The sequence below is a fragment of the Olleya namhaensis genome (genome assembly GCF_900114005.1).
GTDB lineage: Bacteria > Bacteroidota > Bacteroidia > Flavobacteriales > Flavobacteriaceae > Olleya > Olleya namhaensis.
The window spans coordinates 159,746-186,675 of the sequence record NZ_FORM01000005.1 but is presented as its reverse complement, the minus strand read 5'-3'; the positions used below and the strand labels follow the sequence as shown (position 1 = coordinate 186,675).

Annotated in this window: 33 protein-coding genes; 8 read left to right on the top strand and 25 right to left on the bottom strand. The window is 31.1% G+C overall.

The features are described 5' to 3' along the window. Window positions 1–104 precede the first annotated feature (104 nt). From BMZ09_RS09550 to recF, 3 genes are read right to left on the bottom strand one after another with little or no spacing between them, the layout of a single operon-like run. Window positions 105–401 (bottom strand): DciA family protein, encoded by a 297-nt coding sequence (locus BMZ09_RS09550; protein WP_090839898.1) that lies wholly within the window; start codon window positions 399–401, stop codon window positions 105–107. Beyond that, window positions 401–814, bottom strand: a complete 414-nt coding sequence (locus BMZ09_RS09545; protein WP_090840126.1) for a lipocalin family protein — start codon at window positions 812–814, stop codon at window positions 401–403. The genes BMZ09_RS09550 and BMZ09_RS09545 overlap by 1 nt, the downstream gene beginning before the upstream one ends. Window position 815: 1 nt before the next feature. Continuing rightward, window positions 816–1,895: a DNA replication/repair protein RecF gene (recF, locus tag BMZ09_RS09540; RefSeq protein ID WP_090839897.1), complete on the bottom strand. Its 1,080-nt coding sequence runs from the start codon at window positions 1,893–1,895 to the stop codon at window positions 816–818. 133 nt (window positions 1,896–2,028) lie between these two features. Here recF and BMZ09_RS09535 point away from each other — a divergent pair, with 133 nt between their 5' ends. From BMZ09_RS09535 to BMZ09_RS09500, 8 genes are all read left to right on the top strand, one after another. Next, a complete protein-coding gene (locus BMZ09_RS09535) occupies window positions 2,029–2,799 on the top strand; it encodes a tetratricopeptide repeat protein (protein ID WP_090839895.1) in 771 nt (256 codons plus the stop codon). Window positions 2,800–2,806: 7 nt separating this feature from the next. Next, window positions 2,807–3,286 (top strand): 6,7-dimethyl-8-ribityllumazine synthase, encoded by a 480-nt coding sequence (ribH, locus tag BMZ09_RS09530; RefSeq protein ID WP_090839893.1) that lies wholly within the window; start codon window positions 2,807–2,809, stop codon window positions 3,284–3,286. A gap of 90 nt (window positions 3,287–3,376) precedes the next feature. Continuing rightward, window positions 3,377–3,595: a hypothetical protein gene (locus BMZ09_RS09525; protein WP_090839891.1), complete on the top strand. Its 219-nt coding sequence runs from the start codon at window positions 3,377–3,379 to the stop codon at window positions 3,593–3,595. A gap of 8 nt (window positions 3,596–3,603) precedes the next feature. Beyond that, window positions 3,604–3,882 (top strand): riboflavin synthase subunit beta, encoded by a 279-nt coding sequence (locus BMZ09_RS09520; protein WP_090839889.1) that lies wholly within the window; start codon window positions 3,604–3,606, stop codon window positions 3,880–3,882. An 8-nt stretch (window positions 3,883–3,890) separates the two neighbouring features. Then, window positions 3,891–5,765 (top strand): DNA mismatch repair endonuclease MutL, encoded by a 1,875-nt coding sequence (gene mutL / locus BMZ09_RS09515; protein ID WP_090839887.1) that lies wholly within the window; start codon window positions 3,891–3,893, stop codon window positions 5,763–5,765. Between the two features lie 3 nt (window positions 5,766–5,768). Next, window positions 5,769–6,596, top strand: coding sequence for a rhomboid family intramembrane serine protease (locus tag BMZ09_RS09510; RefSeq protein ID WP_090839885.1), 828 nt, complete (start codon window positions 5,769–5,771; stop codon window positions 6,594–6,596). Beyond that, window positions 6,597–7,463, top strand: coding sequence for a rhomboid family intramembrane serine protease (locus BMZ09_RS09505; RefSeq protein WP_090839883.1), 867 nt, complete (start codon window positions 6,597–6,599; stop codon window positions 7,461–7,463). Between the two features lie 14 nt (window positions 7,464–7,477). Beyond that, the gene (locus BMZ09_RS09500; RefSeq protein WP_090839882.1) at window positions 7,478–8,494 is read left to right on the top strand and encodes an endonuclease/exonuclease/phosphatase family protein; all 1,017 of its coding nucleotides are present in this window, start codon (window positions 7,478–7,480) and stop codon (window positions 8,492–8,494) included. A 1-nt stretch (window position 8,495) separates the two neighbouring features. On the opposite strand, the gene BMZ09_RS09495 is transcribed toward BMZ09_RS09500, so the two are convergent. From BMZ09_RS09495 to BMZ09_RS09395, 22 genes are all read right to left on the bottom strand, one after another. Beyond that, entirely contained in the window at window positions 8,496–8,804 is a 309-nt protein-coding gene (locus BMZ09_RS09495) for a DUF6122 family protein (protein ID WP_090839880.1), read from the bottom strand. Continuing rightward, window positions 8,805–9,422 (bottom strand): WbqC family protein, encoded by a 618-nt coding sequence (locus BMZ09_RS09490; protein ID WP_090839877.1) that lies wholly within the window; start codon window positions 9,420–9,422, stop codon window positions 8,805–8,807. Window positions 9,423–9,478: 56 nt separating this feature from the next. Then, window positions 9,479–11,164, bottom strand: a complete 1,686-nt coding sequence (lepB, locus tag BMZ09_RS09485; protein WP_090839875.1) for a signal peptidase I — start codon at window positions 11,162–11,164, stop codon at window positions 9,479–9,481. A gap of 63 nt (window positions 11,165–11,227) precedes the next feature. After that, a complete protein-coding gene (gene dapB, locus BMZ09_RS09480; RefSeq protein ID WP_090839873.1) occupies window positions 11,228–11,929 on the bottom strand; it encodes a 4-hydroxy-tetrahydrodipicolinate reductase in 702 nt (233 codons plus the stop codon). Between the two features lie 7 nt (window positions 11,930–11,936). After that, window positions 11,937–12,584 carry a DUF5683 domain-containing protein gene (locus BMZ09_RS09475; RefSeq protein WP_090839870.1) on the bottom strand — a complete coding sequence of 216 codons (648 nt, stop codon included), beginning with the start codon at window positions 12,582–12,584 and terminating at the stop codon, window positions 11,937–11,939. Beyond that, the gene (locus BMZ09_RS09470; RefSeq protein WP_090839868.1) at window positions 12,574–13,482 is read right to left on the bottom strand and encodes a ParB/RepB/Spo0J family partition protein; all 909 of its coding nucleotides are present in this window, start codon (window positions 13,480–13,482) and stop codon (window positions 12,574–12,576) included. The genes BMZ09_RS09475 and BMZ09_RS09470 overlap by 11 nt, the downstream gene beginning before the upstream one ends. Window positions 13,483–13,485: 3 nt before the next feature. Then, entirely contained in the window at window positions 13,486–14,250 is a 765-nt protein-coding gene (locus BMZ09_RS09465) for a ParA family protein (RefSeq protein ID WP_090839866.1), read from the bottom strand. Window positions 14,251–14,883: 633 nt separating this feature from the next. Further along, entirely contained in the window at window positions 14,884–15,336 is a 453-nt protein-coding gene (locus BMZ09_RS16050) for a hypothetical protein (protein WP_143067805.1), read from the bottom strand. Between the two features lie 102 nt (window positions 15,337–15,438). Then, complete coding sequence (locus BMZ09_RS09455; RefSeq protein ID WP_090839862.1) at window positions 15,439–16,527, bottom strand: hypothetical protein; 1,089 nt, start codon at window positions 16,525–16,527, stop codon at window positions 15,439–15,441. Window positions 16,528–16,783: 256 nt separating this feature from the next. Then, a complete protein-coding gene (locus BMZ09_RS09450; protein ID WP_090839860.1) occupies window positions 16,784–17,083 on the bottom strand; it encodes a hypothetical protein in 300 nt (99 codons plus the stop codon). A 185-nt stretch (window positions 17,084–17,268) separates the two neighbouring features. Beyond that, window positions 17,269–17,985, bottom strand: coding sequence for a hypothetical protein (locus tag BMZ09_RS09445; RefSeq protein ID WP_245741126.1), 717 nt, complete (start codon window positions 17,983–17,985; stop codon window positions 17,269–17,271). Window positions 17,986–18,124: 139 nt separating this feature from the next. After that, the gene (locus BMZ09_RS16180; RefSeq protein WP_177183526.1) at window positions 18,125–18,262 is read right to left on the bottom strand and encodes a hypothetical protein; all 138 of its coding nucleotides are present in this window, start codon (window positions 18,260–18,262) and stop codon (window positions 18,125–18,127) included. Window positions 18,263–18,376: 114 nt separating this feature from the next. Next, window positions 18,377–18,565, bottom strand: a complete 189-nt coding sequence (locus BMZ09_RS09440) for a hypothetical protein (RefSeq protein WP_143067804.1) — start codon at window positions 18,563–18,565, stop codon at window positions 18,377–18,379. Window positions 18,566–18,706: 141 nt separating this feature from the next. Continuing rightward, window positions 18,707–19,279, bottom strand: coding sequence for a hypothetical protein (locus BMZ09_RS09435; RefSeq protein ID WP_090839854.1), 573 nt, complete (start codon window positions 19,277–19,279; stop codon window positions 18,707–18,709). A gap of 140 nt (window positions 19,280–19,419) precedes the next feature. Beyond that, a complete protein-coding gene (locus BMZ09_RS09430; protein WP_090839852.1) occupies window positions 19,420–19,911 on the bottom strand; it encodes a voltage-gated chloride channel family protein in 492 nt (163 codons plus the stop codon). A gap of 365 nt (window positions 19,912–20,276) precedes the next feature. After that, the gene (locus BMZ09_RS09425; protein WP_090839850.1) at window positions 20,277–21,239 is read right to left on the bottom strand and encodes an alpha/beta fold hydrolase; all 963 of its coding nucleotides are present in this window, start codon (window positions 21,237–21,239) and stop codon (window positions 20,277–20,279) included. A 61-nt stretch (window positions 21,240–21,300) separates the two neighbouring features. Beyond that, window positions 21,301–21,864 carry a TetR/AcrR family transcriptional regulator gene (locus BMZ09_RS09420; protein WP_090839848.1) on the bottom strand — a complete coding sequence of 188 codons (564 nt, stop codon included), beginning with the start codon at window positions 21,862–21,864 and terminating at the stop codon, window positions 21,301–21,303. 191 nt (window positions 21,865–22,055) lie between these two features. After that, the gene (locus BMZ09_RS09415; protein ID WP_090839846.1) at window positions 22,056–22,601 is read right to left on the bottom strand and encodes a hypothetical protein; all 546 of its coding nucleotides are present in this window, start codon (window positions 22,599–22,601) and stop codon (window positions 22,056–22,058) included. A 104-nt stretch (window positions 22,602–22,705) separates the two neighbouring features. Further along, window positions 22,706–23,146 (bottom strand): hypothetical protein, encoded by a 441-nt coding sequence (locus BMZ09_RS09410; protein ID WP_143067803.1) that lies wholly within the window; start codon window positions 23,144–23,146, stop codon window positions 22,706–22,708. Window positions 23,147–23,238: 92 nt separating this feature from the next. Continuing rightward, window positions 23,239–23,784, bottom strand: a complete 546-nt coding sequence (locus BMZ09_RS09405) for a TPM domain-containing protein (protein ID WP_090839842.1) — start codon at window positions 23,782–23,784, stop codon at window positions 23,239–23,241. Window positions 23,785–23,877: 93 nt separating this feature from the next. Next, window positions 23,878–24,666: a hypothetical protein gene (locus BMZ09_RS09400; RefSeq protein WP_090839840.1), complete on the bottom strand. Its 789-nt coding sequence runs from the start codon at window positions 24,664–24,666 to the stop codon at window positions 23,878–23,880. A 160-nt stretch (window positions 24,667–24,826) separates the two neighbouring features. Then, complete coding sequence (locus BMZ09_RS09395; RefSeq protein WP_090839838.1) at window positions 24,827–26,791, bottom strand: NACHT domain-containing protein; 1,965 nt, start codon at window positions 26,789–26,791, stop codon at window positions 24,827–24,829. Window positions 26,792–26,930 lie beyond the last annotated feature (139 nt).

Below are 26,930 nucleotides of genomic sequence, written 5' to 3'. Positions count from 1 at the left end.
AAAAAAATTTGTTAATAATAAAGTCAAAGATAGAATATAAAATAGTAATTACATATTATTTTTTTCGAAAATTTAATTACCATAACATTTTATATGCGTTGTAATTATCTCAATATTAGTTTTTTAATAACATCTTTGCCCAATTCTTCGTTAAGTAAAGTTATTATTTTTTGGTTTCCATAGCTTAATTCTTCCCTAAGTGCACTAGAGCTAAGTTGTACATAAAGGATGTCTTTTTTTAACTCGATTGCTGTGGTGTATTTATTAATACCATTACCCATTAGCTTGGCCCAAGCGTCCCTAACATTAACTTTGTCTAAACCTTTTTCAAGGTTGTTTTCTGTTACAAAGTTTTTTAAGGCGTCAGATATGTTTAATAAATTGTTGTTGCGTTTTGCCATTAGTCTATTGTTATAGGTGTGTAGCGTTTATATAAATATAAAACTTTATTTTGGTTTATAATTTGAAGTTTGTCTTCACTAGCCTTTAATATAGTTTCTTTCCAACTAGAAAAGGGCGTTTTGTAATATAAGTTTAAACTATCGTTTTCTATCTTAACTACAAATTTTTCAATGTCTTTGGAAGTTTCATAGGTACCATTGAAGTTTGGTTTTAGTTTTTTTCTAATTCCTATTGAGTCATTAGTGATTTCAATATAATCTATAGTTTCATTTATTTTATATTGTTTTTTAGTACCATCGTTTAAGATAACCTCACTTATTTCCCAATAACCAGTAACGTGTTGTTTAAAATCTTCTGGATTTTGAGAACAACTGACTAGTATAATACAAAGTGCGTAATATAGTTTTTTCATGTTATAATTTAAAAATTTCATAAGATTGGTGGACTTGTTTTACTGCGTTTTCTGTACGGTCTGCATGTGTATCGCTTAAAAATATTTGTCCAAAATTTTCGTCGTTTACTAGTTTTATAATTTGTGCCACACGTGTTTCGTCTAATTTATCAAAAATATCATCTAATAACAATATTGGATTATCTCCGCTAATTGCTTTTAAACTATCAAATTGTGCTAATTTTAAAGCTATTAAAAATGATTTTTGCTGGCCTTGACTCCCAAATTTTTTAATAGGGTAGTCGCCAATATTAAATTCTAGATCATCCTTATGGACACCAACACTAGTATATTGTAGTGCCTTGTCTTTATTTATTGCTTTTCTAAGCAATTGTTCTAAACTGTTGTCAAATAAATCACTTTTATAATTTAGGCTTACTTCTTCATTATTGTTACTAATAGCCTTGTATCTTGACTTAAATAGTGGAATAAACGCCTCTAAAAACTGTTTTCTTTTTTCAAAAATTTCCGTTCCGTAAAGCTGTAATTGCTGATTGTACACCTCAATAGTATCATTATTATAAGTGTGGTTGGCAGCAAAATATTTTAAAAGCGAGTTACGTTGCGATAATATCTTGTTATAATTTATCAGACTACTTAAATAGCTTTTATCACTTTGGCTAATAACACTATCTATAAACTTACGTCTAGTATCGCTACCATCAATAATCAAATCTCTATCTGCAGGACTAATTATTACCAATGGTAAAAAACCAATGTGATCGCTAAATTTTTCGTAAGCCTTACTATTACGCTTAATAACTTTTTTTTGACCTTTTTTTAAGCTGACAACTATATTTTCTGTTTTTTCGTCTTTATCGTATGATCCATTAACTACAAAAAAGTCTTCATCGTATTTTATATTTTGTGATGCAACAGGATTAAAGTAGCTTTTACCAAAGGATAAATGGTAAATAGCATCCAGTACATTTGTTTTTCCAACCCCATTATTACCAACAAGACAGTTTATGGTCTCATTAAAGGTGAAGGTTTTGGAGTCAAAATTTTTATAGTTTAAAAGCGATAAGGACTTTAAAATCATAGAGTTGTTGCTAAAATAGAGGGCTTAAAAAAGGGAAGCCTTGTAAGGATGTGCAAATTATTGAAAATTATCAAATAATAACCTTTTATTTCTGAAGAAAAATTATATTTTTGTGCGCATTAATAAAATTAATATGGCGACTTACAAGAAAAGAGGATACAAACCAAAAACAGTAGTAGAAAAGGAAATTGAAGTTGAAGACAACTCAACAACTGCTGAAGTTTTTAATACATTAGATGATTCTGCAAATAAGGCAGAGGAGTTTGTAGAGAAAAATCAGAAAAACATTTTTATTATTATTGGTGTTGTTGCTGCTTTTGCTTTAATTTACTTAGTATATCAACAATTTATTGTAAAACCTAAACAAGGTGAAGCGATGAATGAAATGTATCAAGCACAAAAATTCTTTAATGAAGCAGTAACATCTACTGTAGGACAAGATTCTTTATATAACTTAGCCTTAAAAGGAGGAGAAGGTAAATTAGGTTTAACTGATATCGCTGATCAATATAGCGGTACAGCAGCTGGTAACCTTGCTAACTACTATGCAGGTATGGCTTACTTAAATACAAAAAATTACCAAGAGGCGATTGTTTATCTTGACAAATTTGAAAGTGATGACGAGGCTTTAGCTCCTATGGCTAAAGGTGCAATCGGAGATGCTTTTATTCAGTTAACTGAAACAAAAAACGCATTAGACTACTATAAACAAGCAGCAAACTTACGTAACAATCAGTTTACTACACCAACATACTTATTTAAAGCAGGTATTACAGCTTTAGATTTAGGTGAAGCTAAAGAAGCTTTAACATTATTAAATAAAATTAAAGACAATTATCCAAACTCACCAGAAGCTACTCAAGCGGAAGTATTTATTGGAAAAGCGCAAGCGATGTCTAACTAATTAGTTTATGGCAACAACAGATTTATCAGCATACGATAAAGCATCAATCCCAAACGGAGAGCAATTTCGGTTTGGGATTGTTGTTTCAGAATGGAACGAGGATATCACACAAGGTTTACTAGAAGGTGCTAAAAGCACACTTTTAGAACATGGTGTATCTCCTGAAAACATTGCAGTTTGGGATGTTCCTGGAAGTTACGATTTAATTTACGGTTGTAAAAAAATGCAAAACCAAAGGGTAGATGCGGTGATTGCAATTGGTAGTGTTATTCAAGGAGAAACAAAGCATTTTGATTTTGTTTGCGAAGCAGTAGCACAAGGTATTAAAGACCTTAATGTTATTGATGAAACACCAGTTATTTTCTGTGTTCTTACAGATAATAACAAGCAACAATCTATTGATCGTTCTGGTGGTAAACATGGTAATAAAGGTGTAGAAGCAGGTGTTGCAGCATTAAAAATGGCAGCATTACGTCATAACGCTTAATATCTGTTAACAATTTTTAGCATTCATAATCTATAGGTCTGTAGTATTTTCAGTATTTTTGAGTAGTATTCACATTAAAACTACTAAGGCTTGTTTAGTCAAAAGAAAAATAAGAAATTCAGCTACCAGTCACGGTTCTCTAAAGAGGGCGACTCCGCTACCAAACTTAAAGAAAGTTTAAACACTAGTTGGGATGAGACAAGACGCACGTCTTCTAGCTCCAAAAAAGGAAACACCCTATTTTTACTTTTAGGTGTTTTGATTTTTATTGGTGTTTTAATGTACTACCTAGAATCTAAAACAAAATAGAGTATACCATGGGATTGCTATCTAAACGTAAAAATAAAAAGTTTGATTACACACCTCGTTTTTATAAAGGTGAAGGCAGTCCGTTTGAGATAAAACATAAGTTTGACGAGCATAGAACTACCGTAGGTGAAAATGCCAACTTTAAACAAAAATTTAATAATGCTTTTGACGAGTTTAAAAACAGTCCCGATAAAGCAGCCAATAGACGCATCTTGGTAATTGTAGCCATTCTAATATTTTTATTCTTATTAGTTATAGGTTTCGATTTATCCATCTTCTTTTCGTAACAAAATGTATGTCAGATATTATTCAATTATTACCGGATCACGTTGCTAATCAAATTGCAGCAGGAGAGGTTGTACAACGACCAGCTTCAGTTGTAAAAGAGCTATTAGAAAACGCTATAGATGCAGATGCAACGGTTATTAAGTTAATAATCAAGGATGCTGGTAAAACTCTTGTCCAAGTTATTGATGACGGAAAAGGGATGAGCGCAACTGATGCTAGATTAAGTTTTGAGCGTCATGCGACGTCTAAAATTAAATCTGCTGACGATTTATTTAAACTTAATACAAAAGGATTTAGAGGAGAAGCTTTAGCTAGTATCGCGGCAATTGCACATGTAGAGCTTAAAACTAAACAAGACGATCAAGAGCTTGGTACTACCATTGTTATTGAAGGTAGTGAGGTTAAGTCTCAAGAGGTTATTGTTACGCCAACCGGTACGTCTTTATCCGTAAAGCACTTGTTTTTTAATATTCCTGCAAGACGCAATTTTTTAAAATCGAATACAGTAGAATTACGACACATTATTGACGAGTTTCACCGTGTGGCTTTAGCACATCCATCCATAGGGTTTTCTATGTTTAGTAATGGAACCGAAACCTATAATTTGCCTCCAAGTAATTACAGACAGCGTATTGTAAATATTTTTGGAACTAAAACTAACGAAAAATTAGTACCGGTTGAAGAAGCAACAGAAGTCTTAATTATTTCTGGTTTTGTTGGTAAACCTGAGTTTGCTAAAAAATCTAGAAACGAGCAATTCTTTTTTGTTAACAATCGTTTTATTAAAAGTGCCTATTTAAACCATGCTATTAATTCAGCATTTGAAGGGTTGCTTAAAGACGGGGCACAACCTAGTTATTACTTAAATTTAACAGTAAATCCACAAACTATAGATATTAATATTCATCCAACAAAAACTGAAATTAAGTTTGATGATGAGCATACGTTATATGCCATATTAAGATCAGCAGTAAAGCATAGTTTAGGACAGTTTAATATTGCACCCGTTTTAGATTTTGATCGTGATGCAAATTTGGATACACCATATAGTTATGAGCAAAAGGGGATGCCAAGTGTAGAAGTGGATAGGAGTTTTAATCCATTTAAGCAAGATACACCTCCCACAAAAACTGTGGCCAGTAGTAGTGGTGGATCATTTAGTAGTCCTTCATTTAAAAAAGATTCTGGTGCCAATTGGGATGGATTGTATGTCGGATTAGAATCTAAAGGAACCAAAACAGCTACAGATTTTAGCGAAATTCATTTTGAAAGTCAGCCTCAAACCGAAAGCTTTTTTAAAAATGAAAACGAAGTAGAACAAAAGCAAACAACCTATCAATTAAATAACAAGTTTATAATTAGTACTATTAAATCCGGAATGTTAGTTATTGACCAACATCGTGCACATCAACGTGTGTTGTACGAGGATTTTTTAAGACATATTACTATAAAAGAAGGCGTTAGTCAGCAATTATTATTTCCATTAGAATTACATTTTTCTAATCAAGAAATAGCATTGATTAACCAATTAAAAGAAGATTTAGAATCGACAGGTTTTATATTTCAATCTATAGAAAACGAAACCGTGCAAATTACAGGAGTTCCTGTAAATGTGCCGGAAAGTGAAGTGTCTATTATTTTGGAGCAATTAATAAGCGATGTAGAAAACGAAGTGCCAGATAGTAATTTTTCTGCAACAGATTTACTAGCAAAATCTATGGCAAAAAGTTTAGCTATTAAAACAGGGCAGTCACTAACTAACCAAGAGCAAGAACATTTAGTTAATCGTTTATTTGGTTGTAAGGAACCTAACGTATCACCAACTAACAAAACTACATTTGTTACAATGACTGTGGATGAGTTAGATAAAAAATTTATGTAAGTTATGATGAGAATAACAGATACAGTTAAGCATTTAATTATCATAAACGTACTAATGTTTGTTGGTACGATGACGGTTGGAGACGGACGTTTGTTTTATGATTTATTTGCAATGCATTTTCCTGCAAGTGATGCTTTTAAACCTTGGCAAGTGGTGACGCACATGTTTATGCATGGTGGTTTTACACACTTGCTATTTAATATGTTTGCGTTGTGGATGTTTGGTGGACCGGTAGAACAGCGTTTAGGACGAAACAAATTCTTGTTTTTATACTTCTCAGCAGGCTTAGCAGCCGTACTGTTTCAGTTGTCAGGTTATTATTGGGATTATTTGCCTGCTCTAAAAAGTTTACTTGAATCTGGGCTTAGTAAATCAGCAATTAATGATATTATAAATTTTAATATTTTAGATGGAAATCAGTATACAGGGCAGTTGTTACAACAACAGTTAACAACCTATTTGGCTGAAAATAATATTAATGCAAGTTTGATTAATCAATCTGTTGTGCAGTCGTTATTTGAAACAAATGTTTTAATTAATAACAGTACAATGGTGGGAGCTTCTGGTTGTATTATGGGAATCTTAGCGGCTTTTGGTATGATGAATCCTAATGCTGAGCTTATGATGCTATTTTTACCAATCCCAATCAAAGCAAAATATTTTATACCTGGTATTATACTTTTAGATGTTATATCAGCGTTTACAGGACAGTCCTTTTTTAGCCCTAGTAATACAGCCTATTTGGCTCACGTTGGTGGTGCTATTATGGGGTTTGTTATTATGTGGTACTGGCGTAAAACACAATTTAATAAAAATCGTTGGGATAGATAGATGAATCAGATAGAGCAGCTAAAATACAAGTACGCTAGACTTAATGTCTTAGAGAAAATTATAGCCATTAATGCTGTTGTGTTTTTGTTTGCCTTATTGTTTAGACGTTTGGTTCCTGTGCTATTTGTTTGGTTACGTTTACCAAGTGATTTTACAGGTTTTTTGTATAAACCTTGGACAATTATTACTTACGGGTTTATTCATTTTGATCCGTTACACATGCTATTTAATATGTTATGGCTTTACTTTTTAGGTAGAATCATGCTTAATTTATTTAGTCCTAAAATGGCGCTTAATATCTACTTTATGGGTATTATTTCAGGTGGATTGGCCTTTTTATTAGGTTATAATTTATTACCTAAAGTCTTTTTACAACCGGCGTATTTAATTGGAGCATCTGCTGGTGTTAGAGCAATTCTTATATTTTTATGTGCTTATATGCCAAACAAGGACATTCGGTTTTTTACCTTTAATTTAAAGTTATGGTGGATTGGTGCGTTTTTAATTGGATTGGACGTTTTAAACGTTTTAAGTGGTAGTAATGCTGGCGGTAACTTAGCACATTTAGGTGGTGCAGCTTTGGGGTTTTTATATGCTAATCAATTAGCTAAAGGTCAAGATATAGGTAAGGGGTTTAGTCATTTTATGGATTGGGTATCTTCTCTATTTAAAGCAACAAAGACAACAAAAAAAGCTAACATGAAAACAGTACACAGAAAAAGTAAAGTGGCTGGATTTAAGAAAGAAGAATTTAACCAATTTAATAATCAGAAAAAAGTAGATATTATTTTAGATAAGATTAGTAAAAGTGGTTATGATAGCTTGTCTAAAGACGAAAAAGAATTTTTATTTAAAGCAGGTAAATAGTAGTGATATAATATATGAAGAAGTTAAAATTTTTAGAGAAAGTTGTCTTCTTCGTTAATTCTGTTGTGGCCTTTTTATTGTTGCTTTCTTACGTATTACCGCATGTGCCACCAAAAACATTTGCCACATTATCTGTACTAAGTTTAGGCGTACCTTTTCTAATACTACTTAATGTTTTGTTTTTTGTGTATTGGCTATTTAAAATAAAAAAGCAACTAATGTTGTCTTTGGTTGTAATTTCTATCGGTTATTTTTTATTCGGGTCTTTATATAAGTTTTCTAATTGGGAAGAAGACGAAACAGATAGTTTATCTGTGATGAACTATAATGTGCGTTTATTTAACCTTTATGATTGGATTCCTGAAAAAGGGATTCCTGAACAATTAGTCGACTTTGTTAAAAAAGAAAACCCGCAAATTTTAAGTATTCAAGAGTATCATAAACAAGCCGATGTCGATTTTTCGTTTTATAAATATAAATACGAAAAGTTAGAGGGTAACAAGATTAAAATGGGACAGGCTATTTTCTCTCAATTTCCAATTATTAACTCTGGATCTGTTGCTTTTCCTAATACAGCAAACAACGCTATTTTTGCTGATATTGTAAAAGGCAAGGATACGGTTAGGATTTATAATTTACACTTGCAATCGCTGCGTATTGATCCTAGAGTGCAAAGTTTAACAACGGAGAATTCTGAAAAACTAATAAACGGAATAGGAGAGACGTTTAAACTACAGCAAAGTCAAGCCAAACTATTTTTAGAGCACAAAAATAAAAGCCCATACAAGGTTATTATCTGTGGCGATTTTAATAATTCTGCATTCTCATACGTTTATAAGACTATTAAAGCAGACATGAAAGATGCTTTTAAGCAACAAGGTAACGGTTTTGGGCGCACGTATAACTTCAAGTTTTTTCCAGTGCGTATAGACTTTCTATTAATAGATAAATCTTATAGTGTCGATAGTTTTAAAACTTATGATGTGGAGTATTCTGATCATTTTCCAATCATGACCAAAGTGTCTTTCTAATTTACATTAACCAACAATCGGTAGTATCTGCAAGGATATGAATAACTAATCCAAGACCTACTAATCTGGTTTTTTTTGGTATAAGTAAAGCAACGTATACTGCTATAGCGTAATAGCTATGTAACGGATGGAAGTTAATACTACATCTGTTAGCTGAGAAAATGGGTGAGGCTAATAAATGGTCAAGATCTATTAGCATCCCTAAAACCATAATTATATAAGCTTTCTTCCAAGTGCCTTTAAAAAATAGTAACGCTATTATTAGTGGTAGACCAAAGTGTATTCCGTAGTGTAAAAATGGTCTAATCATTTAAGGTAATTGTTGCGCTTCTAAATAACTTAGGGCATTAGTACCTTCATTAAAAAGTAAATCTAAAATACTTAAGTTACTAATATAACCGTGTTTGATACTAAAAACTTGTGTATATGATTCTAATGTTAGTTGTTGCTCTTGTCTAGCATTTGCTAAAGCTCTATAGTCTTTTAGACCTACAGGTGCTTTTTCATACTCAGACGTGTACTTTACAGGCACATCTAACTGTAAACAATCTAAAATAACCTGAAAGCATTTGATATTATGATCAAATATAGATGCTGATGGAGTTGTAAAAAGCGGTTTAAGCTCGTCTTCATAAAACTCGAAAAAAGGAGAGGTTTTATATGCGGATTCTAAACTTTTCCACTGAATTAATTGCCATTTTTCTGTGTCACTAATTTTGACATCTTTGTATAGTTGGCGCTCTTTGTGTGTGTGTATTACTGGGACACTTAATTTTAGTTTTCCATTAGCGCCATAAATGTAAGAACGGTTTCTGTAGGTTTGCTTCTGAAAATTATCAAACATTTCAAAGGTCACACTATCCGCTTGTGCGATAGCTACAAATTGTGCTATGCTTGGGAAGTATGTCGGATGTAATAGAATGTTCATTTTTAAATAGAATGTTTAAACCCTCAGTTTCGCAGTCATGCTAACTAATATATTGTTTAAGCGTTTTTACGTTTTTTAAATTTATTGTATCCAAAAATTAGTCCTAATAGCACTAAAAAAGGAATAAAGTAAGACGTTAATTTACCTTCACCACCAACGGTTGTAAAAAGTCTTTCCCAACGTATTTTATTAATACCTTTTCCATTGGTATCCCAACTCATCCATACAAAAACAGGTTTTCCAACTACGTGATCAAAAGGAACAAATCCCCACATTCTAGCATCCTGAGAGTTGTGTCTGTTATCTCCCATCATCCAGTAGTAATCTTGTTTAAACGTATAAGAGTCTACAACGTCTCCGTTAATTGATATCTGGTTACCGTTAACCTTAAGCGTATTACCTTCGTAAACCGTTATAGCACGTTTATAAAGTGGTAAATTCTCTATAGTTAATGCAACAGTCTTACCCGCTTCAGGAATGTAAATAGGACCAAAGTTGTCTCTGTTCCAAGTATAACCTGGTGTGTTAGGAAAAATGTTTTCTGTAGTGCTAGAAGATAGTTGTTTAGTAATTTCTTTAACGTAAGGATCGGTACGCATCGCAGACGCTAGGTCATCGGTCATATTTGCATATACCGCATTACTTTCAATGGACATGCCCATTATTTTCATAAACTCATTTTCTGCACTTCCTAAAAGGATTGTTTTTACAGAATCTTGTTTTATAACCTCAAACTGATACCCTTTTGCTTTAACTAAATTTTGAACTTTGTCATCATTCCATCTAGCAGTACTTATACTTTTTACTTGTCCCCATTCAGTAAGTTTGTACTGATCAATAAATTCTTGATTTAAAGGTGTATTAGTTTCAACTAAATTAAAAAATTGAAGCTTAGCTCTGTCTGGTAATTCATTTTTAACACCGTCAATATAAACGTAACCATCTTTAATAGATAGGTTATCTCCAGGTAATCCAACACAACGCTTTACGTAGTTGGTTTTTTTGTCAATAGGTTTATGACGGACTGCTCCGTATGGTTTGTTAATTTCTACTAAAGTATCTACAGGCCAGTTAAACACAACAATATCATTACGTTTTATATTCTGAAATGCAGGTAATCTGAATTTTGGTAACTGCGGAAATTTAAAATAAGAAGGTGTTGTTGTACCAGGAATGGCATCATGTATCATCGGGACAGCAACCGTAGTTTGTGGCGCTCTGGGACCATAATGTAGTTTGCTTACCAATAAAAAGTCGCCGACTAATAAGGTTTTTTCTAAAGAAGAACTTGGTATAACAAAAGGTTGTATAATATACGTGTGTACAATGGTAGCCGCAACAATAGCAAATAAAATAGAGCTAACCCAATCTCCTAATTCTGTTCTTGGTTGTAAATCTCTGTCTTTTTTATGCGTAACATCCGTTGCTACATAGTTTAAATAAAAGCTGTAAAATCCGAATGTAAAAATAGCAAGGAATGTATCTAATGCCGAATTCTTACCATAGCTTCTAGCAATCTCAACCCAAACAACAGGGAATAAAATAAGATTTACAATTGGTAAAAATAATAGAATGGTCCACCACCAAGGTCTATTAATAATTTTCATTAATATTACAGCATTGTAAACAGGTACAAAGGCTTCCCATGCTTGTCTATCCGCTTTTTTATATAATTTCCACGTGGCTAATCCATGTAAAACTTGAATAACTAAGAAAAAGATAATCCACTGTGTAACGTCCATAGTTGTAATAATTATTGTCTATTGATAAGTTGATTGTTGCAAATGTTGTTAAATTTATTAAAGTTACCCAATATTTAACACATCTTTCATAGTAAATACGCCCGTTTTATCCGCTAACCACTCAGCAGCTATCACAGCACCTAAAGCAAAACCTTCTCTATTATGAGCTTCGTGTTCTATTTTAATAGTATCAATCGGACTGGTGTAGCTTATAATATGTGTTCCAGGTACTTCAGGAATACGTTTTGCTATAATCGGAATGTTTTTGTCTGAGGCAGTATCCAATTGCCAATCTTGATACGCGGAATTGTTTTTAATAATACCTTCGGCTAAAGTAATTGCAGTACCACTTGGTGCATCAAGTTTTTGGGTGTGGTGTATTTCTTCTATATCAAGCTTGTAATCGTTAAGCTTGGCCATCATTTTGGCTAAAGTTTCGTTTAATTCAAAAAATATATTAACCCCTAAACTAAAGTTAGAAGCATAAATAAAGGCTCCTTTTTGTTTTTCGCAAAGCGAAACAATGTCGTCGTATTGCTCTAACCAACCCGTTGTACCAGAGATTACAGGCACTTGATTGTTAAGGCAATTGCTAATATTATTAAAAGCTGCTGATGGTACGCTAAAATCTATAGCGACATCTGCATCGTTTATATTGTAATCTGAGTCTCGAGAGGTTTTAATTACTATGGTGTGTCCACGTTGTAAAGCAATAGTTTCTATTGCTTTACCCATTTTACCATAGCCTAGTAAAGCGATTTTCATGAGTGTATTAAAATTGGAAATTTAAAGATAGTCCAACACGTCCTTTATTATCAAATTCTTCAATTTGATAATGCGGTCGTAAACTTAAGTCGTCGTTGATGTTATACTGCAATAAATGCGCATCTACGTTGGCATCAATAATGTTTAGTGCGTATAAACCAACGGTAACAAGTAAGGATAATTCTTTATTACGTCTGTAGTTTTTTTGTGCTTCTCTTAGCGCATCATCAGTTAGTCTGTCTTGAAATTCGTCATCCGTAAATCCAGCCAAACGCCTTTTGTAAGCATCTCTAACACGATTGTATTGCTTGTTGTTATCCAAATAAACATAAATACCACCGCCTATAAAAGCGTAAACAATAGGGATTTTCCAATATTTACCATTATAAGCTTGTCCTAAACCAGGTAATATTGCCGAGTAAAATGCAGCTCTAGACGGAGCTAAAGGATCGTAAGCTTTTTGTGGTTTTAAGACAGTAGAATCTATGATAACTGGTTTAGCAGCTTTCTTTTTTTTCTTTTGCTTTAATACTTTAGTAACGTCTTCTGTTTGTTGTGTACTATCTGTTTTTTTGACAGTAGTTTCCTCTTGAGCAAAAGATAATGCACAAAATAAACAGAATATAATACAAACAAAATAGGGCTTATTTACCACCTTCAACTAGCTTTTTGATACGGTTAAAATCTTCTTCAGAATGGAAAGGAATTGTTATTTTTCCTTTACCATTATTGGATACTTTAACGTCTATTTTATGCCCAAAGTATTCTGAAAAAGAGCTAATCCCTTTTTTAACATATTTTGGCAATTCTTCTGTTTCCTTTTTAGCTGGTACTTTTACTTCTTTGGTTGTGTTGTAGTTACGCACCAAAGTTTCTGTGTCTCTAACAGATAATTTTTCGCTTAAAATAGTTTCGTATATATCTAATTGTACGTTTTGATCTTCAATATTTATAATAGCACGACCATGTCCCATAGATAAAAAACCATCGCGCATACCCGTTTGGATAATTGGATCTAGTTTTAATAAACGCAAATAGTTAGCAATTGTACTACGTTTTTTACCAACACGCTCGCTCATTTGCTCTTGCGTTAACTGGATTTCGTCAATTAAACGTTGGTATGATAATGCTATTTCAATTGGGTCTAAGTCTTGACGTTGGATGTTTTCCACCAAAGCCATTTCAAGACTTTCTTGATCATTCGCAATCCTAATGTAAGCAGGGATTGTTTTTAATCCAATTAATTTTGAAGCACGAAAACGACGCTCTCCAGAGACTAATTGGTAATCTTCAAATCCTAATTTTCTTACGGTAATAGGTTGGATAACACCTAATTCTTTAATAGAAGAGGCTAACTCGCGTAATGTTTCCTCGTTAAAATTGGTACGTGGTTGAAACGGGTTCATTTCAATCGAATCCAAATCCAACTCTACAATATTACCTATTACTTTGTCTGCATTTTTATCTTTTGCAGATTGTATATCATTTTCTGGGTCTTTCAATAATGCAGAAAGTCCGCGTCCTAAAGCCTGTTTTTTAACTGCTTTCGCCATAAATTAGGAGTTTTTTGTAATAATTTCTTTCGCTAAACTTAAATAATTGCTGGCACCTTTACTAGACGCATCATAATTTATAATGCTTTCTCCATAACTTGGTGCTTCACTTAACTTGACGTTACGTTGTATAATGGTTGTAAAAACCATATCGTTAAAATGCTTTTGCACTTCTTCTACAACTTGGTTTGATAAGCGTAAACGCGAATCGTACATGGTTAGTAATAAGCCTTCAATATCTAAATCTGGATTGTGTATTTTTTGTACACTTTTTACTGTGTTTAGTAATTTACCAAGACCTTCTAATGCAAAATACTCGCATTGGATTGGTATAATTACGGCATCTGCAGCAGTTAACGCATTTAAGGTTAATAGGCCTAAAGATGGGGCACAGTCAATTAATATATAATCGTAGTCGTCTTTAATTTCTTGTAATGCTTTTTTAAGCATGTATTCGCGTTGATCCTTATCTACAAGTTCTATCTCAATAGCAACTAAATCTATATGCGATGGAATTATATCTAAGTTAGGCGTTTCTGTTTTTAAAATGGCCTCTCTTGCTGTATTGGTATGCTCTAGTAATTGGTAGGTACCAACTTCTACGGTCTCTACATCTATACCTAAACCTGAGGTTGCATTAGCTTGTGGGTCTGCGTCAATTAAAAGTACTTTTTTTTCTAAAACACCTAGTGATGCTGCTAAGTTAACAGAGGTTGTTGTTTTTCCAACGCCTCCTTTTTGATTGGCAATTGCTATTATTTTACCCATTAATTTAAATTGATTTTAATGAAAATTTAGCTTTTAACTAAAGCTAAAAGTCCAGCGTAAAAATACAATTAATTATGAGGAATAAAAACCTTAGTTGTTAACATTAGGATAAATCAAAACGATACAAATCTTAAAACCTTTATTATGCTATATTTTTATGTTTAGTTAGTCTCCTTACGGTTTGACTTGTAATGCTTTATAATTGGTGTTGTAAATGAAGATAAAAATAGGGATTATATATTGCTATTTAAATTTGTGTAAAACGGGTTACCTTATTTTTATAAGAGCATAACTTTATATCTAATAGACTTGGTAAATAAACATAGGGCTTTTGAGTTAGCACAAATGGCTTGTATAAAAAGTTTACTAGGATTTTAATGAGTAGGTTAGAACTAGTAATTTATGGTCCACGTTGTTGTCAAACGGTTTTTTATTCAATCTCTCTGTATTTCATGAATAAAAGTACTTCGTTTTAAGTATGTTTTTTTAGTTGTAGTTAAAGCGTTTATCTATAATTTTCGGCTTAATTAAACACCTGATTTACCAAGTTAAAAGTTAATATAAAATCTGTTAGAGTATTTATAGGTAGCTGATAATAGGCAATTACTTATAGTCCTTTTGAATAAATTGTTTTTAGTCTTCAACAAATGTTAAGGTCAATTTCTCATATTGTTGATTGGAGTCATTCGTATTTATTTGATAGGTATAATAGCCGTTTTCAAGTGGTGTCTCTCCTACAAAATCAATTGGTTGTATTGTATATGTGTTTCCGTCAATTTCCAATTCAATAAATGAATAATTATAGCCCGATTCAAATGCTCTATAACAAGATGATTGATTTTGTTCAATTATTCCACAATTCATATCTATTAAGACAACATTGCAAAAGACATTGTCACTTATATTAGTTATTCTAATGTTTACTTTAGTTGAATCTTCATTGCACTCTGAAATGGTGTGTTCGATGCAATTATTTGAATCATCTTTTTTGCTACAACTAGTAATAAATAAAAATGTTATAAATAGTGTTATAATTGATAAGTAAGTTTTTGGTTTCAAGTTATTTATAGTTTGTGATGCTTTCAAGGTTTCTATTTAGTTTTAATTAACGAGTTACATAGTGTCAAAAGTAGTAAATATCCTACGTATTACGTCATGTTTAAAAGTTTTATTTGTGATTAGGTGGTTTTATTCCCGTCTCATTTGGTTAAATCCGCTAATTTCTAAAATAGCTAGGATAACGTCATCTTGATCAGACTTTTTAGACCATCCTTTTTCTGCTAATAGTGCTCTAACTTCGCTTTCTGATTTTTCCATTTCAAAAAGGTAAATAGCATACTCCAAAACTTTTTTTGGGATTTTTTCTATTATAGTTTTTGAAGACGAAATATAAATTTGACTAATCGCTATTAAAAACGGAAATACCATCTGAAAAATATAACTTAAGATCAATCCAATCCAACCTGTATTTAAACTTTTGATGCTTAAACCATTTTCTATACGCAGGCGTATAAACTCAAAAAAGCCAAGTCCTGTAAAATTGTTTTCAGAAATTATTATTTGGTATTGCGTAAATTGATTGGTTATAAACATTACAACCACTATTGCGCCAAGTATAATATTTGTGATACTAAAGTCTAAATAATTGGTGCTTTTTAAAACTTGACTGAATAAATATCCGATGCCTAATCCCAGACCCAATTCATAAACTCCGATAAAATAAGTAAAATGTACGGTTAGAAAGGCAACGATAACACCAAATAAAATGGCAATAATCATTCCGCCTAGTAGTGTTAACATCAAATTTGGGGGGCTTGTTACTTTTGGTTTAGGTAACTCTGATGGTATTTTATAATCTGCCCAACTATTTTCGTTTTCTAATTTGGTTTTTAACTCATCTAACTTTCCAGTCTGTTGATATTCTGTAGCCAATTTTTTAAAAAGGGCAATAAAAAGACCGGTTCTTTTAGAGTTATTTCCAAAATCAATAAAATTACCTTGTAGTGTTTTGCTATGCACCTCAATCCTTCCTGATGCGTTTTTTGTGACTGTTATCTTCTCTGTTAATTTATTCCAATCGTTTTTTCTTTTGGCTTCAATAGTTGTTTTGTTACTGTAAACAATAGGCCATTCTAGTTTTTCAAAAACCTCAATAATTAATGGGATTATTTGATTGTTTTTAATGTCTGTTTTGAATGTTTCTTTAAATTCAGGCTTGTATTTAAAACTGTATTTTCTTTTAATTGTAGACTGTAGGTTTTCGTATTTTGCGTTCATTAACGTAGTACTGGATTGGTTTTAGTTTATGATTAGTGGTGTGTTTACGCAACTAATTTCGCAAAAATGAAATTAGCTAGAGGGAATTTCGCAGGAATTTTCCAGATCAGCACTTACTAAAGCAATTAATTATACACGGTCTTGTAAACCGTTTTTATTTTCCTTTTCTCGACAGAATATTTTGGCAATAATTATCCACGCGATTTGAATTCCCGTTTAACAATTCAGGTTAGTTTCATATGCGCAAGATATTATGCTAATTAAATTCTGCTTGCATTAATCCACTAGTAAGTTTCTCAAGTTCCTCTTGCAAGTCTCCAGTGTCAAATAATACTGTTGCATCATATTTTAAAGAAAATTCTGAGCTTTTATCTCTAAATAGAATACTTAATTCCAATGGCATATTTCTTCCTTCAATAGTAAGTGTTGTGCCTGATTTATTTAATATACTGACATTTTTATCTTCTTTGATGTAATGGAAATCATGTCCATTGAAATATGTGATACACTTTTTCTTGTCTAGTGCTTGATTAATTATTAAGGTACTCGGTTTCATATTTCAATTTATATATATGTAAGATTAAATCTATTTAACTATTAATTTTACCATAATTATGATTGTTGTGATATGGTTTACGAGGTGCTTATATAAAATTAGTTACGAGGTTTAAACAAATAACTTATCAAATACAAGCCAGCTAGATTCAAGCAATGGACAATACAAGTAGTTTCGTAACGTTTTTATTTTTCAAAATAATTTAAAACTTTGTATTCAATTTTTGTGTTTGAGGCATTAATAATTTCAATACGCATGCCACGAAAGCCAATAATTTTATTCTCTGATAAATCATACTGCACTTCTTGCGTAAAAGCAGGTCTTGCATAATCATTTATATATTCTCGATAAATGAATTTATGTGCATTACCAACACGACCATTATAAATAAATTCTTCTTTAAAATAATCTTTATTCTTTGAGCTTACATTTGTTTGAATATATTCTAATTGTTCTTTAGGTTTTATTAAGGTTAGACCATTATAACTTAATCCAGTTGAGTAAATTCCATCAATATCGCTTTTATAGTAAATTAATGGACTTTTATCACTTTTAGGAATAGCAACTCCAAATTCTGAATTAGTAGAACTACTATAAAAATCATATTCATTTGTGTTATATTGATTGATAAAGATTTTGCCTTCTTCAATTACTTTAAAAACGTCATCTAGTTTGATAGTAAATGCTTTTGTTAGTTTAATAGCATCATACTGATGACCTTTTTCTCTATAAATAACTCGGCTTCCAATTTCTACATTTTTTATTTCATTCAATTGGGGTATTACTTTTGTATACGTTTCAGGTTTTACAATATTTTTTTTAACTCCGCCACATGACATCAAAATCAATGAAGAAATGAAAAGTAATAATCTCATATTCATATTATTTTTTAAAAGTTGCATAACGTGATTGTGTTTTGTTAATTATGTGATTTAAATAACTAATTTAGCAAATAAATCACAGATAGAAAGTCCGCGAGGACTTTTGTAAGTAGGCAATAACCAGCAATGAATTATACACGGTGTTGGCATTTCGTTATTTTTATTCAGACTTATTCTTATTCGGCTTAATTCCGTTTGCAGTTTTTCCAGCGTTTGAGTGAATTCGGTCAGCGATTTTTTCGCAAACTTTTTCAATTCCGATTGATTGAGAAATTCCGCAACTTACTAAATTCCGCATTCAATTCGTGTTTTGTTTTTCAGTTCAGTTTCCGATTCTGCAAACGAGCTAAAAGTCAAACGTTTTGTATTAAATGCAATTTTCAATTCTGACTTTAAACTACTTTTCCTATAATTAACTATTTAATTTTTTGTTTTCTTTACTTTTCCTAACAAAAAAACCAACCCAACTTGCAATAAAAACAATTAGAATAAACCATAACCAAAGGTTTCCATTTAATAATTCAGTTCTATCTTCTGCATTTTTTAAACTTCCAATTGCAATAACTGTCATTGTTATTGGTCTTAAAATGTCATATTTCATATTTTTCATTTTTAACGGTTCTGCCCAATGAACGTGTTTGTGTATGAAAAGATGCGTTTTTGTATGCGAGGATTTTCCGCAGGAAAATCAGACGAAACAAAAGCGCAACTAACTTTATTTAAGCACTAATTTAGCATTTTTTTATACACGGTGTTCGCCACTGGTTTTATTCTTTTCAACGTGTTTTTTTACTTTCGGAATTTTCAAATAATCTTCGTCATCTAAATACTGACATATTTGATAAGAATCAATTTCAGTCAATCTTTCCAATAGTTCTAATTTCTCTTTATTATTTAATTTTCCAGAATAAATAAATTCAAAAAGTCCCTCTGCTAGTTTTTGTTCAGCGTCAATATTCTTTTCGGTTTTTAACTGTTCAATTATCTTCTCAATTCCGATTTTCAAGGTTTTTAGTTCAAAATCAGAAATATCAAATTCAAGAAAATTACAAAGAATTTCGGAAGCAAACTCTTTTGTTTTTTCGTCTTCAGATTGAATATCTCTTATTAGACGATTAAAAAAGTCAATCTTTGAAACTTTTTCTCCGAAAGAAATATTTTCTGCTTTTATTCGCTCAATTATTTTCTCATTGTCGAAACTTACTGAGTATTTTTCAATGAAATTTTCAGTACTCCAACTATTCAATTCAAGTGTAATTCCTGTTTTTTCAGAATTAACTAATTTGAATTTATGTCCGATTAATTTGTCGTTCATTTTGAGTTTTGATTGGTACTTTCACCTAACGTGATTGTGTATGATTAGTTGCGTGGTTAAGCAACTAATTTAGTAAACAAATACGAACCCGAGAAAATTCCGAAGGAATTTTCCAAATAAGCACTTACCAAAGCAATTAATTATACACGGTGTTGTGTGTAGTTTTTATTTATTTTTATTCCTTTCCACAAAATAGCTAATCCAATTAATGTTAATATTAGTCCACTTATTAGAAAGGAAAAACCAATGTCGTTGGTGAAAATTGCACCAATCGAATTAAATAGACCAGTAATAAAATCAATCTCAAAAAAACCAATTGGAAATAATAAAAAAACTAAGATTAAACTCAAAACTGTATTAATTAATGGTAGTTTCATTTTCCATTTTATCAATAAAAGAATCACTACAGAAGCTATTAGAACATAAAAACCGAACATTATACTTTCTAATAAAAAATCTCCAAGACTTATTTCTGGTAGATTTTTTAACTTTATTGAGTTTGATTCAAGAAATGCTTTCCAAATATCAGAATAGTAGGATTTATGTAGCCTACTGATTCCATGTATCAAAAAAATAATGCCGATTGATTCAGCAATAATAATTTTCCAATTTGGTCTTATTTTCTTTTTCAAATTCTGATTAAGTTTTTTGTTTTCTCAGTTAGCTGAACGTTAGTATAAATCAATATCTTTATTCTCGTTGGTTGAGTAATTACACACAACTAGTTATATAATCACTACTATTCCTCATATCCCTGTTTTAATAATGGATAAGATTACTTTTTGTTCCAGTTAAGTAATTAAACTAAAGTATACATAAAAGTGTAATTAATTGTTTTGGTTGTTTTAACGAAGTTAATTTTTTAATATTAATTCCCGAATGATTTTAAATATAATTACCGTGCAGTTATTAACAAAACGGTTTATAATTATAACGCCTAAAAAAAGTGCAAGCTATACTGGCTTACACTTTTAAGGTTTTGTTTAATAATTGGGAGTTATTTGTTTAACCCCTTCATAAAACTTCTGATCTTTTCAATAATGGCTTCGCCATCTTCCTCTAAAGCAAAATGCCCTGTATTGTAGATGTTATAATCAATTTTTTTAACATCCTTTTTAAATGCTTCGGCACCACTTTCCGGAAAAAAGGCATCGTTTTTACCCCAAACTATTAACAGCGGTGGTTGATTGTCTCTTAAGTATTGTTGCCATTCTGGGTATAGTTTTATATTGTTTTGGTAATCGTAAAATAAATCGATGTTTACTTTATGTGCATTGGGTCTAGATAGTCTTAAATAATCTAAGTGCCAGGTGTCCGGATTTACGTTTTCTGAATTTCGGGTTCCGTGTGTGTATTGCCATTTCAAACCTTGTAGCGTAAAAGCGGGTAGGAGGGCGTCTTCTGTAGTTTTAGTTCGGTTAGCCCATAATAGTCGTGTGTCTGCCCAAGCATCTCCTAAACCGGCTTTGTATGCGTTTCCATTCTGATTAATTATGGCTGTAATTTTTTCTGGATGTGCGGTTGCTATTCTGAAGCCAATAGGTGCACCGTAATCTTGGATCATTATGGCGTAAGATTGTAATCCCTTTAATTCTAAAAAGGTATCTATTGTTGTTGCAATATTGTCAAAAGTGTAGTCGTAGTCTGTGGACAACGGAAAATCACTATTTCCAAATCCAGGATAGTCTGGTGCTATTAAATGGAAGTCGTTTGATAAGGTATTTAGTACTTTTCTGTATTGGTGTGAGGAGGATGGGAAACCATGCAGAAGTACAATGGTAGGTTTGTCAGGATTTCCGGCTTCGCGATACGCAATTGTTACGCCATTAACGTCTAGTTTTTTATAGGTTGTGGTTTCCGTTTTGGTAGTTTTGCTTGTAATGGTGTTGTTTTTTGAAGTGGTGTCTGTATGACATCCAAATAGTAAAAGAATTAGATAAAGTGTTATTGCTTTTTTCATGGTATTATTATTTAAATTAGTTAATTACCGACCATTCGGTAAAATTATGTTTTAATTTTTTTTATGTGTTTAAATAGTTGTTTTCAATGTTTTGCATGGTGGTTTCAAAAATAGAGGCATCGTGTAATCCTTTAGTAAGTATTAAACTACCTTGAATATCTATTAAGGTTTGTAGTGCTTTTTTTTCTGCTACAGCAGGCGTTAGGTTTAATTGTAGACCAATTTCAGTAAAGGCATTAAGCCATTCGGTAAGGCCCTCTTTGACATGTTGTTCAAATAATTCTAATCCTGCTTGCATAGAAAAGGCACGTATAATACAGGTTTCTTCTCCTTGATTATAAAAGACACGGATTTGAGATAGTGCTTGTTGTAATCTTATTTTTGGACTATAATTATCATCTTTTAAAACGGACACTATATTATCCTTAACCCATTGGTCTATATTAGAAAGTACTGCTTCCGCCATTTCTTGTTTTCCGTTTGGAAATCTATGGTATAAACTCGCTTTTTTTAAACCCGTAATATCCGCTAGATCTTTTAAACTAGCACCTTCATAACCTTTAGCGCGAAACACGCTGGCTAATCCAATTAACATATCTATGTCCAATACTTTTTGTGGTCTCATGCTGCAAATATATAATAAAATATTTAATTACCTAACAATCGGTAAAATACTAAATTGGATTGTTTTTTATAAATGTGGGGTATAAAGTGTGTCTTTGATTGTTTGCTTGGTTTATAATGTGATCTAACAAATAATAACCGCATAGATAGTGCGTGAAAACTTTAATAAGTAGGCTTAAAACAAGCAATTAATTATACACGGTGTTGTACATTGGCTTTTGTCAGGTTTTGCTTAAAAGTTTCTATGTTTTCTTCGTTTCTTCCAGATAATGGCATAGAATATGGACTGCCAATGCTATTTATCAAAATTAGATTATGCTTTTTTATAATTCTTATAGTTTCTGAGAAACCCCCAAAATTGTTTTTTGAAAAAGCGATTACATATTTAGAATTCTTCTCTAAAATCAGCCAATCCAATTCTGTTTGAGTTAGCTCGACTGCTTTGTCAAAATCTTGTTTAGAGACTTTTAAATCAATAGTTTTGAATTTGATTGCTTTGCGTTTTATTATCAAGAAGATTATTGCTATAAATAGAGAAATTAAAGCAAAACCTATTTCAGACATTGCTTTATCATAAACAATAGTATTATTCTCTATTATGGATTCGACAATTCCTATAAGATATACCATTGGCATTGACAAAAAGAGGATAACAAGAAAATAATGCTCAATTAAACTCCATTTTCTTAGTTTCAAATGTTTTGTCTTTATGATTTCAGAAATTTCAGTTTTATTCATTCACTTTTGGTTTCTCCAGCTTGTATACAACTATTTAAGTCTTGATTATACTTTTGATCAAGCTCTAAACCGCAATTATTTTTAAACGGTGTTATGTGCTGACTTTATTTCAGTTTACTATAATAACAACGAATTTCGCCTTCCATTTCGGCATAAGTTATTGTCACTAATTCAGTTTCAGTTAATGATACTATTTTTCCGTGACTTTCCCCCAAGTCATCAGTTCCGAGTTCTTTTTTCCAATATTCGTTATCAATATCGTAATGTATAATTAAATCATAATTCTCAGAAAATTTCCATTTTCCTGTTTCATTCCAATCACATTGTTCTGATTTATAATTTCCATTTTGGAAGTACTGTATAGTGTCCTTGCATTTCAATCCTAAATACTCTTTTCCGTCTTCAGTTTTATTTGTTTTGTTAATCCACTTTCCAACAATTAATTTGTCCCAATCCGCTTTTGGTGTTGCATTTTGTGCGAATGCTTGATTAAAACATAAAATGCTTAAAAAAATAAATCCAAATGTTAGTTTAAAGTTTTTCATTTTAGTTAATTCATCGTTGTTGTGTATGATTTCGTTGCGTGGTTTAAGGAACTGATTTGACAATTAATTTGTACATTGTTGTAAACAGTACTTTATTTCCATTTTGCCATTATTTCCGTCAAACCTTTTTCAATTCCGTTGTAATAATTTCCGTTTTTCAATTCAGGAATAATGGTTTGGTCAAGTATATTTTTACAAATTTTGTCAGTCAAAATTTTTTCAGTTCCAAATCCTGTCGTAATTCTTATTTTTCTCAAATTTGTACTGAAAACAATAGACAGTCCATTGTCTTTTTCTTTTAAACCAATTCCGTTATAATTTGATAAATCAACCGCAAACTTGTCAAAATCCGAGTATTTCCCAATAGATTCTATTGAAACGATTGCTATTTGATTAGTTGTGTTTTTCTCAAATTCTCTAATCATTAAAGTCAATTTTTCCAATTGCTCCATAGTAAAGACAAATTCATAATCATTTACTTGTCTTTTCAGTTTAGGTAAATCACTTTTGCCTAAATCATATACAGAAAACTCAACTTTTGGTGCGTTTGTTTTCGGTTCTGTTTTTTCTATTTGCTTTGTTTTACAACTATAAATAGTCAAAAAAACTATGAATATTATTTTTAAAATCGCTTTCATTCGTGCTATTTACAATGTGTTAGGGTATGGGAATTAGTAAATACATAACTACCTTTTGATTAAGCTCTAAACCACAATTATTTTTATGCGGTGTTAGGCAACGTAATTTTCTTTCCAATTATTAGTTTTAGCAATCAATTCTGGATATAGACAAGATGAGTTTCCGTCTTGTGAAACCAAAATTTTAATTGAATCTCCTGTTGATTTATTATTTGTCAAAGCAAAATTATTAGTTCTCGATTTCGCAACGTTATTTCCATATTCATAATGCACATCCATTGACGAACCAAATTTTGAAAATGTAAAACCTTTATTATGGCTTATTGAAACTATTTTACCCTCCATAATTCTGCCTGTTTTATATAATAAGATTTCTTTATTTATTCGTGAATATAGAAGATAGCAAAGAATTAGTCCAATTAGCAGAATAACTCCAGCTATATAATACATAAAATTCATATTAAAAGTGTATTGCTCAAATTCTGTCGGTATTGATTGTCCGTTCAAATGTTTAATTGGAATAATATCTCCAATTTTTAAAATATCAGTTTTGTCAGGTTCAAATACACTAAACTTTGATTCTGTTTTTTGTCCATTAAAATCAAATTCATAGGTCAATATTTGAGGATTATTTCCGTTAATCGTAACATTGTTAATTCCTTTGATGTTTGTCAGAACAGCGTTTTCATTTTTTCCGTCAGATTGGATTTTTTCCACGTTTTCAACAAATGGGAAACTATCTCCCAATGAATTCATCATCAATCCCATTGGAAGAAAGAGTAATAATGCAAATGCAATTCCTTGAAATGCAAAAAGTAGTAGTATTGGTCTAATTTTAGCTCTTTGCCAAATGGTTTTGAAGTTGGTTTTTCTATCTGTCAATGTCGTTTCTCTTTATGTTGCCTAACGGGATTGTATATGGTTGTTTGCGTGATTCAAGCAACTAATTTAGTAAATAATTACTGAGCAAGAAAGTCCGCTAGGACTTTCGTAAGTAGGCTAGAACTAGCAATTAATTTCATACGGTGTTGTACACTGCTTTTTAAATTCCATCAAGTATATCAATCTCTTTATCTTTCTTTATTTCTTTTTCAATTAAATCCATTTGTGCTTTGCATTTGTCAATATCTAGTATTAAAACTTGTCTATTTCTATTTGTCCATCTTGGATTTAGGCAGTTGTAAATTTCATTATTTACTATTTTGAAATTCGATGCTGAGTTTAAATTGTTTGTAGGATTATCATTTAGTCTTTCAGGTGTTCCTATTTTGTTTAAGGTAATTGTTTTTGGATTCTGTGTACTTAATTTAAAAGCATTGTAATAGATAGTTGGATAAACGGAATATAGTAATTCAATTAATTGTCTGTAAAAATCTATATGAAAAAATGTAAAAAAATTTGTGTTATAAGTAAAAGTACTATAAAATTTTACACCATCGAGGCTTGGGTATTTTCTCCAAACAATTTTTCTTCCTTCATTATGTTCAATTTGATTTTCTAATTGTAAAAAACATATTTCTAATCCGAAAGTCATTGCTTTTCGATTATTTATGTGTTCTTCAAGTTTGAATTTCTTGTAAGATTTTTCGTAGTGATTTATATAGTTTTTTATCAGTTTGAATAATATTGTTTTACGAAATGTTTTTATATCTAGTTCTTGAACTAAAATTAGTATATTCAAGAAAGCTTCATTTTGAGTAGAAAAAATCTTGTTAAGAATTTTTTCTTTTTTTTGGTGAAAACAAATGAATTCTGCTGCGAAATAGTCCTGTATAGATTTGTGTGCCCATTTTATTTTGTTTCCATCTCTGATAATTATTGGAACAGTTAATAGTAAATCATCTAGAAAATCATTGGTCTTAAATGAAATGCCGGAAATATTTTCTTTAGATTGATTTATATATGATATTAATTCTTGCTCACTATATTCCACAAGCCTCTTTTTGGCAGTGTTGAAGGCTAAATCTCTAAGAATAACTCTGAAATCCTGAATGTCTAACTTTGATGTCTTTTGTCTTTTGTAACCATCTTTTGATAAATCGTGTGCTTTAAATAGTGCTGTATACACTTCATCATAAAATGTTACTCTTTTTGATGGAATATCTCTGTTGTAAGTATATGATTTATATAGAAGTGAAACCAAAAAAGGATTTGTTAAAAATTCATCTATTTGACTTATTCGGTCATTAATGTCTTTTTTAAGATTATCCGCTATCTTAATTTGACTTAAGTTATCATATTTGTCGATTATTGTAAAAGAATCTTCTTTTTTTAAAGGTTCTATGAAGAAGTTTTGAAAATCACCAAAACTGGATAATGATGCTTCTGGTCGTGATGTTAATATAAACTTATTTTTACTCGCTTTTGAAATAAACTTTCTAACCTCTTTTATTACAAATTCTTGATTTATTGTCGGAATCTCATCAAAACCATCAAGAATAACAATAAAATCTCCTCGAGTAATTATTTTTAAAATAAAATCTTTGTCTAAATCTTTTTCAATTGGATTTAATTGATTGAAGAGCTCTTCTAGAATAGTGTTCTCTTTATTAATTTGTCTAAGTTCTATGAAAATTGGAATTCCTAAATTCTTTGATATGCATCTATTGACTAAATACCTTGATAATGTTGATTTACCCATTCCTGCGTAATCTGACACCAAAATTCTATCATTGTTTTTTAAAAAATCTAAATTAATAGTATCTACTTTATATCTTTTGTGGTCTTTCGAGCAAATTAAAGTTGTAGGATAGTATATTTCATTCAGTTTTATTTTTTCATTTGGAAAGGCAATCGTATTTAAATAATAGCAGTTTTGGTAAGTTCTATATAAATATTCTTCAAATTTATTTTCAAAAAAATTATCAACTAAATCATTTTCGACCTTTTTTCTTTTAAGCCAAGCAGATAAAGATTCTAATTTAGGTTTTAGAATAGTTGATATTAGTGGGTCAACAAAAGGCTTTGCAATTGTATAAATATCCTTATATAATTCAATGTTTTCCATTTAGTTTTTCGGTTGTGTACAACGTGTTTTTATATGGTTTGTTACGTGTTTTAAGTACCTAATTTAGTAGATAATTACTGACTAAAAAAGTCCGCGAGTACTTACGCAAGTTGGCAAGAAGGCAGCAATAAATTATATA